Source organism: Proteus sp. STS61-E, from assembly GCF_040932335.1.
Lineage (GTDB): Bacteria > Pseudomonadota > Gammaproteobacteria > Enterobacterales > Enterobacteriaceae > Proteus > Proteus mirabilis_B.
Map to the genome: position 1 here is coordinate 45078 of NZ_JBFQGE010000008.1, position 18871 is coordinate 63948.

The 18871-nt window shown below is 40.2% G+C and carries 15 protein-coding genes and 3 tRNA genes; 13 read left to right on the forward strand and 5 right to left on the reverse strand.

Annotated features, from left to right (window positions below):
• Positions 1-17 precede the first annotated feature (17 nt).
• The 5 genes from AB4J89_RS16605 to AB4J89_RS16625 all read left to right on the forward strand — a co-directional run bounded on the left by AB4J89_RS16605 (position 18) and on the right by AB4J89_RS16625 (position 5223).
• A complete protein-coding gene (locus AB4J89_RS16605; protein ID WP_088494022.1) occupies positions 18-728 on the forward strand; it encodes a DUF484 domain-containing protein in 711 nt (236 codons plus the stop codon).
• Positions 725-1648: a tyrosine recombinase XerC gene (xerC, locus tag AB4J89_RS16610; protein ID WP_368469987.1), complete on the forward strand. Its 924-nt coding sequence runs from the start codon at positions 725-727 to the stop codon at positions 1646-1648. The genes AB4J89_RS16605 and xerC overlap by 4 nt, the downstream gene beginning before the upstream one ends.
• Positions 1648-2364, forward strand: a complete 717-nt coding sequence (yigB, locus tag AB4J89_RS16615; protein ID WP_088494020.1) for a 5-amino-6-(5-phospho-D-ribitylamino)uracil phosphatase YigB — start codon at positions 1648-1650, stop codon at positions 2362-2364. The genes xerC and yigB overlap by 1 nt, the downstream gene beginning before the upstream one ends.
• A 144-nt stretch (positions 2365-2508) precedes the next feature.
• Positions 2509-4665 (forward strand): DNA helicase II, encoded by a 2157-nt coding sequence (gene uvrD, locus AB4J89_RS16620; protein WP_088494019.1) that lies wholly within the window; start codon positions 2509-2511, stop codon positions 4663-4665.
• A 147-nt stretch (positions 4666-4812) separates the two neighbouring features.
• The gene (locus AB4J89_RS16625; protein ID WP_088494018.1) at positions 4813-5223 is read left to right on the forward strand and encodes a hypothetical protein; all 411 of its coding nucleotides are present in this window, start codon (positions 4813-4815) and stop codon (positions 5221-5223) included.
• Here the strand turns inward: AB4J89_RS16625 and rarD are convergent.
• Positions 5220-6113, reverse strand: a complete 894-nt coding sequence (gene rarD / locus AB4J89_RS16630) for an EamA family transporter RarD (RefSeq protein ID WP_088494017.1) — start codon at positions 6111-6113, stop codon at positions 5220-5222. The genes AB4J89_RS16625 and rarD overlap by 4 nt on opposite strands.
• Positions 6114-6258: 145 nt before the next feature.
• Positions 6259-6726 carry a thioesterase family protein gene (locus tag AB4J89_RS16635; RefSeq protein WP_075672777.1) on the reverse strand — a complete coding sequence of 156 codons (468 nt, stop codon included), beginning with the start codon at positions 6724-6726 and terminating at the stop codon, positions 6259-6261.
• Between the two features lie 232 nt (positions 6727-6958).
• Between AB4J89_RS16635 and pldA the strand changes: the two genes are divergently transcribed.
• From pldA to yigL, 4 genes are all read left to right on the forward strand, one after another.
• Positions 6959-7834 carry a phospholipase A gene (gene pldA, locus AB4J89_RS16640; RefSeq protein ID WP_088494016.1) on the forward strand — a complete coding sequence of 292 codons (876 nt, stop codon included), beginning with the start codon at positions 6959-6961 and terminating at the stop codon, positions 7832-7834.
• 115 nt (positions 7835-7949) lie between these two features.
• Positions 7950-9779: an ATP-dependent DNA helicase RecQ gene (gene recQ / locus AB4J89_RS16645; protein ID WP_088494015.1), complete on the forward strand. Its 1830-nt coding sequence runs from the start codon at positions 7950-7952 to the stop codon at positions 9777-9779.
• 18 nt (positions 9780-9797) lie between these two features.
• On the forward strand, positions 9798-10802 hold the full coding sequence (pldB, locus tag AB4J89_RS16650) for a lysophospholipase L2 (RefSeq protein WP_088494014.1): 1005 nt from the start codon (positions 9798-9800) through the stop codon (positions 10800-10802).
• Positions 10803-10814: 12 nt separating this feature from the next.
• Entirely contained in the window at positions 10815-11615 is an 801-nt protein-coding gene (gene yigL, locus AB4J89_RS16655; protein ID WP_088494013.1) for a sugar/pyridoxal phosphate phosphatase YigL, read from the forward strand.
• Between the two features lie 73 nt (positions 11616-11688).
• On the opposite strand, the gene mscM is transcribed toward yigL, so the two are convergent.
• The 3 genes from mscM to rsgA form a co-directional block, all read right to left on the reverse strand.
• Positions 11689-15024 (reverse strand): miniconductance mechanosensitive channel MscM, encoded by a 3336-nt coding sequence (gene mscM, locus AB4J89_RS16660; RefSeq protein WP_088494012.1) that lies wholly within the window; start codon positions 15022-15024, stop codon positions 11689-11691.
• A gap of 21 nt (positions 15025-15045) precedes the next feature.
• Positions 15046-15942 (reverse strand): archaetidylserine decarboxylase, encoded by an 897-nt coding sequence (gene asd / locus AB4J89_RS16665; protein ID WP_088494011.1) that lies wholly within the window; start codon positions 15940-15942, stop codon positions 15046-15048.
• 88 nt (positions 15943-16030) lie between these two features.
• Complete coding sequence (rsgA, locus tag AB4J89_RS16670) at positions 16031-17089, reverse strand: small ribosomal subunit biogenesis GTPase RsgA (RefSeq protein WP_349474626.1); 1059 nt, start codon at positions 17087-17089, stop codon at positions 16031-16033.
• Positions 17090-17204: 115 nt separating this feature from the next.
• Here rsgA and orn point away from each other — a divergent pair, with 115 nt between their 5' ends.
• From orn to AB4J89_RS16690, 4 genes are all read left to right on the forward strand, one after another.
• Positions 17205-17750: an oligoribonuclease gene (gene orn / locus AB4J89_RS16675; protein ID WP_006535770.1), complete on the forward strand. Its 546-nt coding sequence runs from the start codon at positions 17205-17207 to the stop codon at positions 17748-17750.
• Positions 17751-17916: 166 nt separating this feature from the next.
• Positions 17917-17992 (forward strand) — tRNA-Gly (locus tag AB4J89_RS16680).
• Between the two features lie 36 nt (positions 17993-18028).
• A tRNA-Gly gene (locus tag AB4J89_RS16685) sits at positions 18029-18104 on the forward strand.
• A 35-nt stretch (positions 18105-18139) separates the two neighbouring features.
• Positions 18140-18215, forward strand: a tRNA-Gly gene (locus AB4J89_RS16690).
• The last annotated feature ends 656 nt before the right edge of the window (positions 18216-18871 follow it).

Sequence of the window (18871 nt, forward strand, 5' to 3'; positions counted from 1 at the left end):
TTTGAGAGGCTATCTGTATGACGGATAAAAATGAGCAGTTCTGTTGCCCTGAAACAAACGAACTTAATGATCAACAAGTGATCCGTTACCTCAGGGAGCATCCTGGCTTTTTTATCCGTAATGCAAGTTATATTGAGCAAATGCAAGTTCCTCATCCCGTCAGAGGAACCGTTTCTTTAGTCGAATGGATAATGTCGCGCCAGCGTAACCGCATCCATTACCTTGAAGAAGATATGCGTTTGTTGATAGAACAAGCCTCCGAAAATGAAGCACTGTTCAGCCAACTCTTATTATTAATTTCTGAATTATCCAACAGTGCTTCTCTTCACGAAATGCTAGAACGCTTAAACCTTTGGGCTAAGGGATTAGGACTTTATTCAGTTCAATTACGCCTATTTACCGATCGCTGGCAATTACAGCCACCTCTAGATGCACAAGATCTCCCCTTATCTCGCCAAGCGTTTGAACATTTTCGTATTCAGCGTATGGGCGATGATAATCACTATTTAGGTACGTTAAATGGACAAGAGATCATGCTATTGATGCCTAATGTACGACGCTCAGGTTCCGTTGCGCTCTCATTGCTAGGGCATTATGGTGACTTGGGGGTGATTATTTTTAATAGCCGAGATAACCAACATTTTCAGGAAGGAATGGGAACAGTGATGCTTGATAAGCTCGCCCATATTTTACCAGAATTGTTACTTCGTTGGATTGCAAGGCAATGAATCAACCAATAGATATTCCAGAAACACTCACCATCGCTATTGAGCAATTCCTGCGTTATATCCAAGTTGAACGCCGATTAAGTCCTGTCACAGTAGAAAACTATCATCGCCAACTGACCGCATTAGCACAAATGATGGTGGCAATGAAAATCACACAATGGGCATCACTTGAAAGCCAACATGTACGTATGTTACTAGCGAAAAGTCATCGTAGTGGGTTACAACCGACTAGCCTTGCTTTGCGCTTTTCGGCATTACGGAGCTTTCTTGATTGGCAAGTAGCACAGGGAATGTTAGAGGTTAATCCAGCAAAAGGTATTCGCACGCCTAAATCTGGTCGTCATCTTCCTAAAAATATGGATGTCGATGAAGTTAGCCAATTGATGAATATCGACTTAAAAGATCCCCTTTCTGTTAGAGATAGAACCATGCTGGAAGTGATGTATGGTGCAGGATTGCGTCTATCAGAATTGACTAACTTAAACATGAGCGATATCGACATAAATGAAGGTGAAGTTCGTGTTTTAGGTAAAGGAAGTAAAGAGCGAAAAGTGCCGTTAGGAAGAAAAGCAATAGAGTGGTTACAAAATTGGTTTCCGATGCGAGAGCTCTATGCACCTGAGGATAAAGCTGTCTTTATCTCAACCCAAAGCGGTAAGCGCTTATCTGTGCGAAGTGTACAAAAACGGTTTGAACTTTGGGGTATTAAACAAGGACTAAGTAGCCATGTGAATCCTCATAAATTACGCCACTCCTTTGCCACGCATTTATTGGAATCGAGTGGTGATTTACGTGCTGTACAAGAGTTATTAGGGCACGCTAATTTATCGACCACGCAAGTCTATACCCACTTAGATTTTCAGCATTTAGCGAAAGTCTATGATGCTGCTCATCCGAGAGCTAAGAGAGAAAAATCATAATGCGCTTTTACAGAACTCTGACGCCAATTGCTGCGATGACTTTTGATTTAGACGACACGTTGTATGACAATGTGCCAGTGATGGACAGAACTGAAAAAGAGACGCTGGATTTTATTCGTCAATATGATCTGCGTTTTAATCATTTCACAGAAAAAGATGTGAATGCCTATAAAAAGCCACTTATAGAAAATAATCCTGATATTTTTCATGATATTACGCAGTGGCGTTGGCTTGCAGCTAGAAATATGCTGTTAGATTACAACTACAGTGAAGCCAAAGCACAACAAGGTGCTGATGAAATTATGGCGCACTTTGCTTATTGGCGTAGTCGCATTAATGTGCCTAAAAATACCCACCAAGTTCTCACTGAATTGGCACAGAAAATTCCATTAATTGCGATTACAAATGGTAATGCAAACCCATTAAGTTGTGGTCTAGGGCAGTATTTTTCACATATTTTAAAAGCTGGCCCTGATGGTCGCTCTAAGCCCTATCCTGATATGTTTGATAAAGCCGCTTCACTGTTAAATCTTCCACATGAAAAAATCCTACATGTGGGTGATCACCTTGTAACAGATGTCGAAGGCGCCGTTAATAGTGGATTGCAAGCGTGCTGGATTAACCTTGATAACCGTAGTTTGTTTGAAGAAGGTGAAACCAGAGTAATGCCACATATTGAAATTACAGATTTAAGCAAACTGATAGAACTAGTTTAATGTGATATTCGGTAAGAATGGTACAGATACACGCGGCTAAAAAAGGCTTTATTTTGCATAGCGCGTGAATTCCTGTTAGTTTGTTGCTTACTCTCTATTTCTGTATATATCCACAGTATTTTCTTCACTAAATGATTGGTAATTATGGACGTCTCATATCTGCTAGAAGGCCTTAACGACAAACAGCGTGAAGCTGTAGCCGCACCTCGTATTAATATGCTGGTGTTAGCTGGTGCAGGCAGTGGTAAAACACGGGTACTGGTACATCGTATCGCTTGGTTATTATCTGTTGAACAAGCTTCTCCTTTTTCGATTATGGCTGTGACGTTTACCAATAAAGCCGCCGCAGAGATGCGCCATCGTATTGAAGACTTAATTGGTACAAGCCAAGGCGGTATGTGGATTGGCACTTTCCATAGCCTTGCTCATCGTTTATTACGCGCACACTATCTTGATGCGAATTTGCCACAAGACTTCCAAATTATTGACAGTGACGATCAATATCGCCTTATTCGTCGTATTGTTAAGTCAATGAATCTTGATGATAAACAATGGCCTGCACGTCAAGGCATGTGGTATATCAACGGTAAAAAAGATGAAGGTTTACGACCACAACATATTCAAACCTATGGTAATCCTGTTGAAACGACATGGTTGAAAGTATATCAGGCATATCAAGAAGCTTGTGATCGTGCAGGGCTGGTGGACTTTGCTGAGCTTTTATTACGCGCTCACGAACTTTGGCTTAATAAACCTCAAATTTTAGAGCATTACCAAAATCGCTTTACCAATATCTTGGTTGATGAATTCCAAGATACTAACCGCATTCAATATGCATGGATAAGAATGCTGGCAGGTCAAACGGGTAAAGTGATGATTGTTGGCGATGACGACCAATCTATTTATGGCTGGCGTGGTGCGCAAGTTGAGAATATTCAAAACTTCTTAAATGAGTTTCCTGGCGCAGAGACTATCCGATTAGAGCAAAATTATCGTTCTACAAGCAATATTCTAAAAGCTGCAAATGCGCTTATTGCCAATAACAGTGACAGGTTAGGTAAAAACTTGTGGACTGAAGGTGCAGAAGGCGAGCCTATTTCGCTGTATTGTGCTTTTAATGATTTAGATGAAGCGCGTTATGTTGTCGGCCGAATTAAGCGCTGGCAAGAAGAAGGCGGTGCGCTAACAGACTGTGCCATTCTTTATCGTAGCAATGCCCAATCTCGTATAATGGAAGAGGCGTTATTACAAGCGGCAATGCCATATCGAATCTATGGTGGTCAGCGTTTCTTCGAGCGTCAAGAAATTAAAGATGCACTCTCTTATATGCGATTAACGGCTAATCGCCACGATGATGCTTCTTTTGAACGTGTTGTGAATACACCAACACGGGGCATTGGTGATAGAACATTAGATATTGTTCGCCAAGTCGCGAGAGATAACCAAATTACCTTATGGGAAAGCGCATTACAGGTTATCGAACATAAAATGTTGGCGGGACGTGCAACCGCTGCAATTCAACGATTCTTAGAACTGATTGAAACACTCGCCTCTGAGACAGCAGATATGCCATTACATGTGCAAACAGACCGAATTATTCGTGATTCAGGTTTAAAAGCGATGTATGAGCAAGAAAAGGGTGAAAAAGCCCAAGCCCGTATTGAAAACTTAGAAGAGCTGGTCACTGCGACTCGTCAATTTAGTTATCAAGATGAAGACGAAGATTTAATGCCACTGCAAGCGTTTCTTTCGCATGCAGCATTAGAATCGGGCGAAAGCCAAGCAGATGCATATCAAGATGCCGTACAGTTAATGACACTTCACTCTGCTAAAGGGCTCGAATTTTCACAAGTCTTTATTGTGGGTGTCGAAGAAGGAATGTTCCCAAGTCAAATGTCGCTAGATGAAGGTGGACGTTTGGAAGAAGAGCGCCGCTTGGCTTATGTCGGTGTCACTCGAGCAATGAAAAAGTTAACACTCACTTACGCTGAAAATCGCCGTTTATATGGGAAAGAAGTCAGCCATCGACCTTCTCGTTTTATTGGTGAGTTACCTAAAGAGTGTGTCGAAGAAGTCCGTTTGCGCGCAACAGTTTCACGCCCTGTTAATCATAGCCGCTTAGGCACGCCGATTATCAGCAATGATAGTGGCTATTCACTTGGGCAACGTGTGAAGCACCCTAAATTTGGTGATGGCACCATTATTAATATTGAAGGTAGCGGTGAGCATTGCCGATTACAAATCGCCTTTAATGGTGAAGGGATCAAATGGCTGGTGGCAGCATTTGCTCGGTTGGAATAAGCCTCGATTTAGAGTGAATTCGCATTACCCCATATAAAAAAACACCCTTACTTATTTGGTAGATAAGTTGGGGTGTTTTTTTTAAGGGAAGTTCAAGTTGGTTACTTAATAATCTCGTTATCTATTCTTGCTTAATGGGATTAATTGATGAAACTCTCTAGTGTCTTCTTTCATACTTACTCTTTTATCGCACCTTGCTCGCGAACTTCGCCTGTCTCTTTTTCTAGTAATGAATTATTGATCGAAAATACTGAGGAAGTTCTTTGTGATATTTATCATCCCAGTGAACCCATCAATGAATTTGAAGAAGATTTGTATTGTAAGCTATTGAGACACCAGCGTGATTTTGTTCCTCGCATCAATCTCTATTACAGTATCGTGATTAACCATATTCAATTGATTCATAACGCAATATCAACGTTATTTAGGCATTCACATCGCTACGCAGAGGAGATATCAAAGAGTGCACATTTATTAAAGAAGAATAAGAAGAAAAAACTCTCTTCCGCTTTTATACAAATCAGCAATTTAGCGGAAGAGCGAGTTTTAGAGGATTAGCTGCGTCTTAAACGGCGTTGTGTATAAAGTGCATCAAGTGTAAAGAGGATCAGTGCAACCCAAATAAAGCCGAAGGTGACTAATCGTTCTGCATCAATTTGTTCGCCATATACCATTGTTGCAAGAATAAACATCAAAGTTGGGCCAATATATTGGAAAAAGCCCAAGGTGGATAAACGCAGATGGTGCGCCGCCTCTGTAAAGAGTAATAACGGTACTGTGGTAATAATACCGGCTGCAATTAACAAGGTATTTAATGACCAACTATTTTCAAGCATATTGCTAGTCGGTGAATGTGTGAAAAATAAGATATAAACTAATGCGACAGGGAATAGCCATAATGTTTCTACCAGCATGCCTGTTTGTGCATCAACACCCAATTTTTTACGCAGTAAGCCATAAAGGCCAAAGGTCACGGCGAGGCTTAATCCAATCACAGGTACTGAACCAAAGTGCCAGAGTTGAATAAATACACCAGTAAATGCTAAACCTACTGCTATCCATTGCATACGACGGAAACGCTCGCTTAAGAAAAGCATGCCAAACAGTACGTTAACCAGTGGGTTAATAAAGTAACCAAGGCTGGCTTCTAGCATATAGCCGTGGTTAACCGCCCATATATAGGTAAGCCAGTTAGTTGCGATAATGACGGCAGTCAGTGCTAAAAGAAGAATTTTTTTAGGTTGACGTATTAATTGGCGTAAATAAGGCCAATGACGACTAATTGTCATTAAAATCAACATAAAAAAGAACGACCATAAAATACGGTGCGTTAAGATCTCTTCTGCAGGCACTTCTTGAATGCTTTTAAAATAGACAGGGGCAATACCCCAGATCAAATAGGCGCCTAAGGCACATAAAACGCCTTTCATCGTGTTTTTCTGGCTCATGCTATCTCTGGAATTGATGGAAAGGAAAAGTGTGACGGGGTTATCATACCCAATGACATTATCTAATGTGTCATTAGGCATGCATTTTTACAAGTAATTAATACTAATCTAAGTATCATTGCACGCAATGAATTCTAACAAAGGCTTAACCTACAATATAGGTTGCTGTTCCACTGGCAATATGAACTTGTTTTTCATTATGTAATTCAACACGAGCAACAGACACTTTATTGCCACTGCGTAAAATATGGCTACTCGCTGTAAAACATTCCCCACGCCCTGGTCTTAAATAATCAACACGTAAGTCGATTGTGCCCATGTTAGCGAGTTTCTGTTCAAGTTGCTCTTGGGATATTGGTGCTAAACGTGTTAATGCGTTACCGACACAAACTAATCCCGCACTGACATCAAGTACAGAAGCAATGAGCCCGCCATGTAAGATACGTTGAGCAATATTACCGACCAGTTTATCTTGATACCGAAATTGAATTTCAGCGTAGTCTTGTTCAAAGCGAACTAGCTCTAAGCCGATTAATTGATTAAAGGGCATCTTATAAACAAAAACATGACCAATTAGTGTTTGAGCCTCTTCTAATGTTAACTGTTTTTCCATTTTTAGAACCCCTGATATCACGTCATTAAGTTAATACTATGTTAATAATACATGACAAAATCGTAATTGCACATTCGTGCTATAAATATAATGGTGTAAAAATATACGAGATTTAATGGCGATTACGTGTAAAATATGGACGCTAAAGTGTAATAAAGCACATATATAAGAACTAATTCTAAAGTAAGTACTAACTTCTATATTATTCAATAATGAAACAGGATAATTAACTATGCGTTACATCCGTTCTTTACTTGCGGTGGTTTTATTCTATCCAGCATGGGGATTTGCATCCGAAATACAAGCATCATCATCTCCTGCACCGCTTGTTCAGGGCAGTATCATTTCTGGTTTATTACAAGAATACGACTCACCTTTTGTTCTTTATCCTTATGAATCCAATTATATTATTTACACTGATACCTCTGATATGAATAAAGAGGCTATTCAAAGTTATGATTGGGGCAATAAGGCTAAAAAAGATGAGGTGAAATTCCAGCTTAGTTTGGCCTTCCCTTTATGGCGAGGTATTGCGGGTGAAAACTCTGTTTTAGCGGCATCTTATACCCAACGCTCTTGGTGGCAATTAAGTAATAAGAAAGAATCTGCCCCTTTCCGCGAGACAAACTATGAACCGCAACTTTTTCTAGGTTGGGCAACAGACTATAAATTTGCAGGTTGGACTCTTCGTGAAATAGAAACCGGCTTTAACCACGAATCGAATGGTCGTTCTGATCCAACATCTCGTAGCTGGAACCGTGCTTATGCGCGTTTTATGGTACAAAAAGGCAATTTACAGCTTGATCTAAAACCTTGGTATCGCTTTAGTGAAAGTGCTCAACGTGATGATAATCCAGAGATTAATCGCTATATGGGATATTACCGTTTAAAAGCGGGCTATCGATTAGGCGAAAGTGTGATCACTGCGACTGGGCGTTATAACTGGAACAGTGGTTATGGGGCGGCTGAATTAGGTTGGAGCTACCCAATTACTAAGCATGTGCGCTTTTATACCCAAGTATTTAGTGGTTATGGCGAATCAATGATTGATTATAACTTTCGTCAAACACGAGTCGGTGTTGGCGTGATGCTTAATGATATGCTGTAATTTTCCCCGTTCTGGGTTAGCATAGCGCTATAAATGATGATGGCACCTTCAACATTGGTGCCTTTTCTTTTACTCCTCATCATAGTTTTTATCAGCAGCTTTTCAGAGGAACGGTGTGTCCACAGCAGAAGTTCTTAATTCAATGCCATCAGCACAAGCTATTTTGCGAGAAACCTTTGGTTATCAGCAATTTCGCCCTGGTCAGCAAGAAATCATCCATACCATTACAACTGGAAGAGATTGTCTAGTTGTGATGCCGACAGGGGGTGGTAAATCCCTTTGTTATCAAATTCCCGCATTATTACTTGATGGGCTGACAGTGGTTGTTTCTCCACTCATCTCACTGATGAAAGATCAGGTTGATCAACTTTGCCTTCATGGTATTGAAGCTGCTTATTTAAATTCAACCCAAACGCGTGAAGAACAGTTTGATGTTCAAATGCGTTGTCAAAAGGGTGAAATAAAACTGCTGTATATTGCTCCTGAGCGTTTAATGATGGAGAGTTTTCTTCATCAGTTAGTGCAATGGAAACCCGCATTACTCGCTGTTGATGAAGCTCACTGTATTTCACAATGGGGGCATGATTTTCGTCCTGAATATCGTGGCATAGGGTTATTAAGACAATATCTTCCTGATGTTCCCATTATTGCTCTGACGGCAACGGCGGATAATACAACACGTTACGATATTATTAATCAGCTAGTGTTGCGTGATCCGTTAATTCATATCAGCAGTTTCGATAGACCGAATATCCGCTACACTTTAGTAGAGAAATACAAACCACTTGATCAGCTTTGGCTATTTATTCGTGGTCAGAAAGGAAAGTCAGGCATTATTTACTGTAATAGCCGCAGTAAAGTCGAAGAAACAGCAGAGCGTCTGAGTAAACGAGGATTAAGCATCGCGGGTTATCATGCCGGAATGGAAATTGCACAACGTGCGAAAGTACAAGAAGCTTTTCAGCGTGATGATTTACAAATTGTGGTTGCCACTGTCGCGTTTGGTATGGGAATAAACAAACCCAATGTCCGATTTGTCGTTCACTTTGATATTCCGCGAAATATTGAATCTTATTACCAAGAAACAGGGCGTGCTGGGCGAGATGGATTGCCCGCAGAAGCCGTATTATTTTACGATCCTGCCGATATGGCGTGGTTGCGTCGTTGTTTAGATGAAAAGCCAGAAAGCGACCAAAAAGCAATTGAAATGCATAAGCTTAATGCAATGGGAGCATTTGCTGAAGCTCAAACATGCCGACGCTTAGTGTTACTAAACTACTTCGATGAACATCGACAAAATGCTTGTGGTAACTGCGATATTTGCCTTGACCCTCCTAAGCAATATGATGGTTTAGTGGATGCGCAAAAGGCATTGTCTTGTATTTATCGTACTGGTCAGCACTTTGGTATTGGTTATATTGTTGAAATCTTAAGAGGCGCGAATAATCAGCGTATTCGAGATTCAGGACACGATACATTACCTGTTTATGGTATTGGTAAAGCGCAAAGTCATGAACATTGGGTGAGTGTTATTCGTCAGCTTATTCACTTAGGTATGGTGACTCAAAATATTGTTCATCGCTCTGCATTGCAACTGACAGAGATGGCAAGACCGATCTTACGTGGCGAAGTACCATTACAATTAGCCGTACCAAGATTATTAAGCCCGACAAAAAGCCGTAATCAACAAACAAAAAATGCCCATAGACAGTACGATAGAAAATTATTTGCGAAACTACGTAAATTACGTAAATCTATTGCTGATGAAGAAAATATTCCGCCATTTGTCGTCTTTAATGATGTCACATTAATTGAAATGGCAGAGCAGTGCCCCGTTTATCCAGATGAACTGTTATTAATAAACGGTGTTGGACAACGAAAACTAGAACGATTTGGACCCGCTTTTATGACTCTCATCCGTGACCATATTGAGGGCTTCGAATAACACCAATAAGGAGAGCCAATGACAACCACTCTGTTTAAATATTCGTGGTTATCGCGTGAAAAGCAGTTTTCTGCATTTACGAACGGCGTCTTATTGGATTTTTGGGGACTGCGTGAAGAGGGCGAATTTATTGGTGTTGATGGCGCAAAAATTCGCTATGTTCATTGGCGTTCACCATCGCACAATAAAGCACTGGTTATTGCTTCAGGCCGTAGTGAAAGCTATGTAAAGTACCCTGAAGTTGCATTCGATTTCTTTCACTCAGGCTATGATGTTTTTCTTCTCGACCATCGAGGACAAGGGCTTTCTGACAGACTATTAGAAGATACGCAAAAAGGGCATGTAGAGAAATTCAGTGATTATATTGATGATTTCTCGACGTTCGTTGATACGATAGTGTTGCCTTTTCAATACCAACATTATTTTGCGTTAGCTCACTCAATGGGCGGTGCTATCTTAGCGGGATATCTTCTAAAGCAAACTCATGTTTTTAAAGCTGCGGCATTAAGTGCGCCGATGTTTGGTATTAAATTACCCATACCTCGCTGGGTGGCTAATTTTTTAGTTAACCGAGCAGAACAAAGTCAATCTGAAAGGAATAACTACGCGGTATCCACAGGTAAATGGTTTCCACTGCCATTTATCCTTAATGTGTTAACACATAGCCATGAGCGATATCGTCGATATTTACGTTATTATGCTGATTTTCCAGAACTACGATTAGGCGGACCGACTTATCATTGGATGGGGGAAAGCCTAAAAATGGGAGATTGGTTAATTGAACATGCGGGAGAGATTAATACCCCTCTATTAGTGCTCGAAGCAGAGCATGATAAGGTGGTAGATAATCAAGAGCTAAGGGCTTTCTGTGAACGTTATAGTCAGTCCAGAACAAGAGAAGAAAAGCAAAAACTGCCACTGGTGATTGAGGGTGCGCATCATGAAATCTTGTTCGAAATAGATAAGCTACGCTCACAAGCATTAAATGAAATCTGTGAGTTTTATGATAAGCATTTATTTTAATCAGGAACGTGTATGTATTCGATAGTTGCTTCAGATCTGGATGGCACGCTGTTATCACCTAATCATGTATTAACTCCCTATACGCAAGAAACTCTGCACTTACTTATTAATAAAGGCGTGCATTTTGTATTCGCAACAGGTCGTCATCATGTTGATGTTGCTCAAATTCGTGATGGGTTAGGCATTAACGCTTATATGATAACGTCTAATGGTGCGCGAGTGCATAACACTCATGGCGACCTTATTTTTAGCCAAGATCTTGAGCCTGAAATTGCTTATGATTTGGCTCTTATGGTTTTTGATCACCCTGAAATTGAAACTAATATTTATGCTGGTGACTATTGGTATGTTAATAAAGAGATGCCAGGGGCTTGTGAGTTTTTTCGAGAATCAGACTTTGGCTATGAGTTATATTGTAAAACAGGATTTCCGACCACCAATGTTTGTAAGGTCTTTTTTACCTCTGATGATCATGAGCTATTACTGAAGCTAGAGAATGAAATCAATCAGCTCTGGGGTGATAAGGTTAATGTGAGTTTCTCACTGCGTAATTGCTTAGAAGTGATGGCAGGGGGCGTATCTAAAGGTGAGGCACTAGAGAGAGTGGCTGAACTGATGCAACACTCTGCAAAAGATGCTATCGCATTTGGTGATGGTATGAATGACAAAGAGATGCTACAGATGGCGGGTAAAGGCTGCATTATGGAAAATGCGCACCAGACATTAAAAGATCTGCTACCCAATATGGAAGTCATTGGTACCAACGCGGATGAAGCAGTTCCTCATTATTTACGTAAGCTATACCAAGTGTGATCCCAGCTAAAAGAAAAGGCGAACAATATATGTTGTTCGCCTTTTTGTATTTTTACATTAATTGAAGTAGAACTTATAACCCGCCCACTTCTCTTGGTGTTGCTCGCATTGAGCTACGAATTGTATTACCCATCATATCCACTCTTGCTTGGAATGGTGGGAACGGTAATGGGATACCATGTTCTGCAAAGGCTAAGAGAATATTTTGATGGATTTCGTGTCTTGCTGGCATTCTATGCCCCATTTCTGCGGCATAAACACGTAATTCGAAAATCTGAATACCTTGTTGTAAATCGACCAGATAAACTTCAGGTGCTGGGTTTTCTAAAATCATTGTAGAGCGTTTAGAGGCTTCTAATAACACATTCGTTACTTGCTCACTGTTGCAGTCTGCTGGCGCAGGGATAGTCATTACGATACGAGTGACGGAATCTGACAGTGACCAGTTAATAAATTGCTCTGTAATAAAAGCTTTATTCGGTACGATAATTTCTTTTCTATCCCAGTCGGTCAACGTAGTTGCCCGTGTGTTGATCTTAGAAATATTCCCCGTCAAATTACGAATGGTGACGGTATCGCCAATACGGATTGGTTTTTCAAATAAGATCATCAATCCTGAAATGATATTGGCAAAAATTTCTTGTAAACCAAAACCTAACCCGACACCCATTGCCGCTACTAGCCACTGTAATTTTGACCATTCAATCCCTAATAAAGAGAAGCCCACAATACTACCAATTAAAGTGATGGTGTATTTGGTCATGGTAGTAATGGCGTAACCTGTACCCGGTGTTAAATCAAGATGCTGTAAAATAGCCAGCTCAAGTAAAGCAGGGAGGTTTCGAACTAGTTGAGTTGTGATAATAATGACAAGGATAGCCACTAAAATAGAGCCCATCGTGATAGGTTGTACCGTGTTAACGCCATTTACCGATGAGGTGACATCCCAAAGTCGGATATTATCGACGAAAGAGAATGCGGTGTTTAATTCAGACCACAATAAGATCATCGAAACTAATGCAATCATCGTTAGAATTGAGCGAACTAAACCAATAGATTGCGCACTGATAGCATCAAGGTCTATTTCTTGCGCTTCAATTTCAAGTCCTACTGTGCTCTCACCACTGCTTCCGACAATCGTATTTTCATCTTCACCTTTTGCACGCTGAGCCAGAATTTCTGCACGTTTTTGTTTAGCACGTTCAAAGGCTAATTTCCGGCGCTGAATAAGCATCCATCGCTGAATAATGTGATAAATAATCAGTAGAGCAAACCAAATGGCGACAGACATTTCTAAACGACCAAGTAATACTATCGATGTAGAAAGATAACCTAACACTGCGGCTAAACCTGCAATAACTGGAGCAAGCAGTAAGAACCACCATAAAATGGTGTTGATCAGGTTATCGCCAGATCCATGCTTATCAAGATAAAGCGGGACGTGAGCTTTTTTAAGGCTAGACGTAATAAAGCTTAGGGCGATACAGAGTAATAAGAAACAGAAGCGACCGACTGTCGGCGCAAATTCTCTATCGCTATAATATTCAAAGGTAATTAATGACATCATTAGTGGAACGATGACAAAGATAGAAAGCTGGTAAAAGCGCATTGCTTTTTTAACACGGCTCTCTTTCCATTTAAATTGAGCTATAAACAGACCGTTATGACGTGCAAAGGTTGCACTGATCATAAATAACCACAGTACTGGTGCCGCGGCTGTTACTCCATATCCAATAGCTCCTGCCATTGGGTAACGCCATTCAACACTTTGTAAGCCATAACCTACGGCAGACCATAACAGAGGTAATGGTAACGCAATTAAAATAGACCAAAAGACTGTGCGTATCGTTAGTGAAAAGTGATCTTGTGTGACTTTACCAATACGGTTACTGACTCTTTCAAGAAATGCGTTGTAGTGTTTTCGAGTACGCAGGCTAAAACCCACAATTGATAAAGTGACAAATAGGAATAGGAACGTATCCTGATTTTTAAGCATGCTAACAGCAGCATGACCTAATTGTGAAAAGGTATCTAGCGAAAGCAGTCGAGTGATATCTTTGACTAATAAAACCGGATAATTAAATTTGATAGGGCTGATATCAGCAACCCAGAACATATAACGATTTGTTGCATCTTTTGTTTCTTTTAAAGCATCCGCTAATTGCGTTGTGGCAACTTTTAGTTTTGTTAATTCAAGAATTTGAGAATCATAACCAGATAGTAACGAATTCAATAATTCATGACGTGCTTGGATAAGAGAATCAAAAATATATTGCTGAGCTTCAGGCAATTTAGAGCCATCGGTAGTTTCTGGTGGCTGGATCTTACTTAAGTTTTCCAGCATATCCTCATAACCTAAACGCTCGACACGCAACTGAATAATATCTCTATCAAGCTCTTGTGAACGAGGCATTTCAGGCAAGCGGGAAAGTTGTGTTCTTAATGCTTCGCCTAATGCAGTAGAGCCACTTAACCACTGTGCTTGTTCTCGAATAGTGGTGAGTGTTTGACGAACTTGTTGTGTCTGCTGTGTGGTAATGCGCTGTTTTTCTGATAGCTCGCTCATTTCCTGAGTTTGTTTATTCAAGATCTGAGAGAGTTCACGGTTAGTTTGGATCTGCTTTGTTAGAAACTCAGGAAGCTCGCCACCTTTCTCCGCTAACATTTCTGTTTTTTCTAATGCGAGATCAGCGACTTCTTGGCGCTTTATATTTAATAAGCTGCGCAATTGTTGTAATTGTACATCAAGACGCTGATAGCGTTTTTTAAACAATTCTAAGCGAAGGCGAGCGATTTCTTGGCGGTTATTAGCTGAAAGCTGTGCCATTTCAAGCTCATTAACCATCGCTTTACGTGCGGTGACTTCTGCTTGTGTGAGCTTATTTTGTGCTTCTGTTAACGGTGTTGTTGATGCACTGGCAGCCGCGAGTCTTGCCGTTGCATCACTGAGTAAACGGCGTGCTTCAGAAAGCTGTTGGGGTAATAAATTTAAAGATTCGCTAATTTCGCGGCTTTTATCTTGTTCTTGTTGTTGAAGCCTTGCTTGTTCCATTAATTGGCTGCTGATTTGAATAATTTTCTGTTCTAAATCAGGAATGCTAATTTTTTCAGGAATAGTGGGAACAGCGTGGCTTTCCTCAAGAAGTTTGGTTCTTAGCTCTTGCGTAATTTGAGGGTAATCATCAATGGTTTTTTGATAGCTGTCTGCGTTTGTTTGCGCCTTTTCACCATCATTAATCCAGTTGATAGTCCCTTGTAGCGCCTGAACTGCCTCAATATCTTGAGGATTGGTGCTTCCTTCAAGTTGTTTAATATCTTGACGTAATTTCTCCACATCCGCTGATATTGCGGATGCGCTTAATGAAAACGTCAAAAAGAGCGAGAAGAAAAGACTGATTATCAGGCGCACAAAGTTACTCCGAATTACGTGTTATTCACTGATGGCATTATTGTCATTACCAGCGACATTGATGATGGAACCCAGTTGTTCCCCCATTAATGTAACGGAGCCATTCATAAGATCTTTATTCAATTGAACAGTATTTGCTGGGAAAAGGTTGATGACTGTTGAGCCTAACTTAAATCTGCCCATTTCTTCACCTTTTTTCAAGAATATCGCTCCTGCTTTATCCGCTTGAGGATATGTCCAACGTTTGATAATACCTTCACGAGGTGGTGTTACCATGCCACACCAAACTGTTTCAATACTACCAACAATCGTTGCACCAACTAGAATTTGTATCATTGGACCAAATTGAGTTTCAAAGAGGCAGATAATACGCTCATTACGTGCAAATAGATTAGGGACATTAGCCGCCGTTAATGGATTAACAGAGAAGAGATCGCCCGGAACATAAATCATCTCTTTTAATAAGCCATCGCAAGGCATATGAACACGGTGGTAATCACGAGGTGAAAGATATGTCGTAATAAACTGACCATTACGGAACTTATCTGCCAACATAAAATTACCAGCCAGTAATGCTTCAAGGGTGTAGTGATGCCCTTTGGCTTGCAAAATTTGGTCATCTTGAATTAGACCAAGTTGGCTTACTGCACCATCAGCAGGTAATGCAAGTGTGTCATCACCTTCAACGATAGGGCGAGCACCGTCTTTTAAAGTACGAATAAAAAAGTCATTGAATGTAGAATAAGCTTGGAATTGGCTGTCTTTCGCTTCATTCATATCAACTTTATAAGCTTTCGCAAAAGTTTTAATAACAAACTGGGTGATGGCACCCGCTTTTTTATTTGCGAACCAACCTGCTAACTGTGTTAGCCATAATTTAGGCAATAAATACTGTAGTTTAATTTTTAGCTTGTCCAAAATGGCAACCTCTGGGATTAAACGATAAAAAATAGACAAAAGGGGTCTATTGTACCCACCCTTAATAGGGTTGTCAGTGAATCAATTATTAAGAGTCTAAATTAATGTTCTTACGAACTTTCACCTGACTCATACTTTCTAAAATTCGATGGTAGTTTTCAAATCGCGTTTCTGCGATTTCGTTGTTTCTCACCGCTTCACTAATTAAGCAACCCGGATCGTCTAAGTGCTTACAATCACGGAATTTACAACCACCAAGGTATGGTCTGAATTCAACAAAACCTTTGGTGACTTGTTCTGGTGTTAAGTGCCATAAACCAAACTCACGCACACCCGGAGAGTCAATCACATCTCCGCCTTGTGGGAAATGGTAAAGCCGTGATGCGGTTGTGGTATGTTGACCTAAACCAGAGTTATCAGAGACCTGATTAACAACAATGCTTTCTTCCATTGGGGGTAACAGCGTGTTAAGTAAACTCGATTTACCAACACCAGATTGTCCAGCAAAAATAGAGATACGACCGATAAGCTCTTGAGTTAGTGCTTCTAACCCTTCTTTGGTATAGCTAGAAACTTCAAGGACGCGATAACCGATATCTTTATAAGTCTGCATCCATTCACTAACTGTCTTACGGCTTTCTTCATCTAACATATCGATTTTATTGAGCACAATGAGAGGCTCAACATTTAAGGTTTCACATGCTACAAGGTAACGATCGATAATATTTAAAGAAAGTTCAGGCAAAATAGCCGAAACGATAATAATTTGATCAATATTAGCGGCAATAGGCTTAATGCCATCATAATAGTCAGGACGAGTAAGCACAGAAGTTCGTTCGTGCACAGCTTCGACAATACCATTTACGCGGACATTTTCTTGTGTTTGTAGCGCAGGACGCCAAACAACTTTATCACCTGTTACCAGTGATGAAATTGTGCGTCGAATATTGCATCGTGTAATAGTGCCGTCAGCAGCTTCGATATCGGCATGTTGACCAAAACGGCTGATCACTAAACCTTCGGTCGCTTCGCCTAATTGCGTATCGTCTAATTCAACGTGGTTTTTTTTCTCTTTGCTCTGCAAACGCTTTTTATGATTTTCTTGTACTCGGCGTTGCTGGCCTTTAGATAATTTACGTTTTGTCACCGATCCTCACTTGTATTATTCGGTTAGATGTTCTTCTGTCGTGCTTATTGAGTAAACGCGCTATGATAAACGCTAAAATATCATGTCTCACACTTAGAAACAGCTAGGATATATTATGTCAAAAAGCGAGAATAATCTGATCTGGATAGATCTGGAAATGACCGGTCTTGATCCTGAATGTGACCGTATCATCGAAATTGCCACTATCGTGACAGATCCTCAACTTAATATTTTAGCCGAAGGCCCAGTAATTGCAGTACATCAATCAGATGAACAATTAAGTTTAATGGATGAATGGAATACACGCACCCACACAGGCAGTGGCTTAGTTGAGCGCGTAAAAGCCAGTTCATATGATGATAATTCAGCACAAAAAGCGACAATTGAATTCCTAGAAAAATGGGTACCAAAAGGTGTATCGCCTATCTGTGGTAATAGTGTGGGGCAAGATAGACGTTTTCTATACCGTTATATGCCAGAGCTAGAGCAATATTTTCACTACCGTTATCTTGATGTGAGCACATTAAAAGAATTAGCACGTCGTTGGAAACCTGAAATTTTAGAAGGTTTTGAGAAAAAGAATACGCATCAGGCATTGGATGATATTCGTGAATCTATTGCGGAGCTTGCTTATTATCGTAAAACCTTTATTAAAGAGTAAAAAGCGTGCATTGATGATTGATATTGCATCATTGTGATGATTTTATCGACATGTAATCAAAAAAACGTATTTTTTTGTTGATAAGGGCTTGCGGTTAAGCATTTTTCTCGTATAATGCGCTTCCCGTACCGATGAAGAATTTTGTTTGTACGGGTGTAAGAAAGACGCGGGAATAGCTCAGTTGGTAGAGCACAACCTTGCCAAGGTTGGGGTCGCGAGTTCGAGTCTCGTTTCCCGCTCCAATCTTTCTTAGACAGTTATAAGTAGTGTTATGCGACGCGGGAATAGCTCAGTTGGTAGAGCACAACCTTGCCAAGGTTGGGGTCGCGAGTTCGAGTCTCGTTTCCCGCTCCAAATCTTTCACTTATAATTGTCAAAACTTACCAAATGCGGGAATAGCTCAGTTGGTAGAGCACAACCTTGCCAAGGTTGGGGTCGCGAGTTCGAGTCTCGTTTCCCGCTCCAAGTTTTTTCTCTTCTGCTTTATCAAATCTCATTTTTTAATCCCCATAAAGAAAATTTTAAATTTTTTCTCTCGCTTTTTTAAATATCGACTACACTGTTTTAGGGTGCAAGTTAAGGGGTTTTACTTAATACGCGCAAAGAGAGTGTGTGGGATTTTTTACTCAAAAAAGAAAATGTCATTACTGCATGTAAGATCAAGCTATTTTTTTGTGATCTATCTTTGATCTTTGCTTGCATTTCTATTTTGACAGCACTAGAATGTGCGCCTTTCCTCATTTAGAGGGGAAACGAGAGGCAAGATCATTTTTTAGGTTTTAGGCCTTTATTCTGTTAAACATGCATTGAATAGTATTTTAGAAAAAGAAAAGGGTTTTTCAGGCTTTTCTTTAAAAAAACGTGATATATATTCTACTATTCTTAAAATCTTCCCAAATCGATTTATCCACAGTGAGATGCTAATAACCACCGCATCTAAGCACTATTTATTTTTTTACTGCACAGAGTTATCCACAAGCACGTATCATTAAGTGATAAGGATATTATTCTCTTCAATAAATTGATTGGATTTTATATCTAATTGATAACTAAGTTTATTTTAATTTTTTTAAATTTTGGGTCTTAGTTCGCTTGAATTTTTTGTTCATGTTGATAGGCAA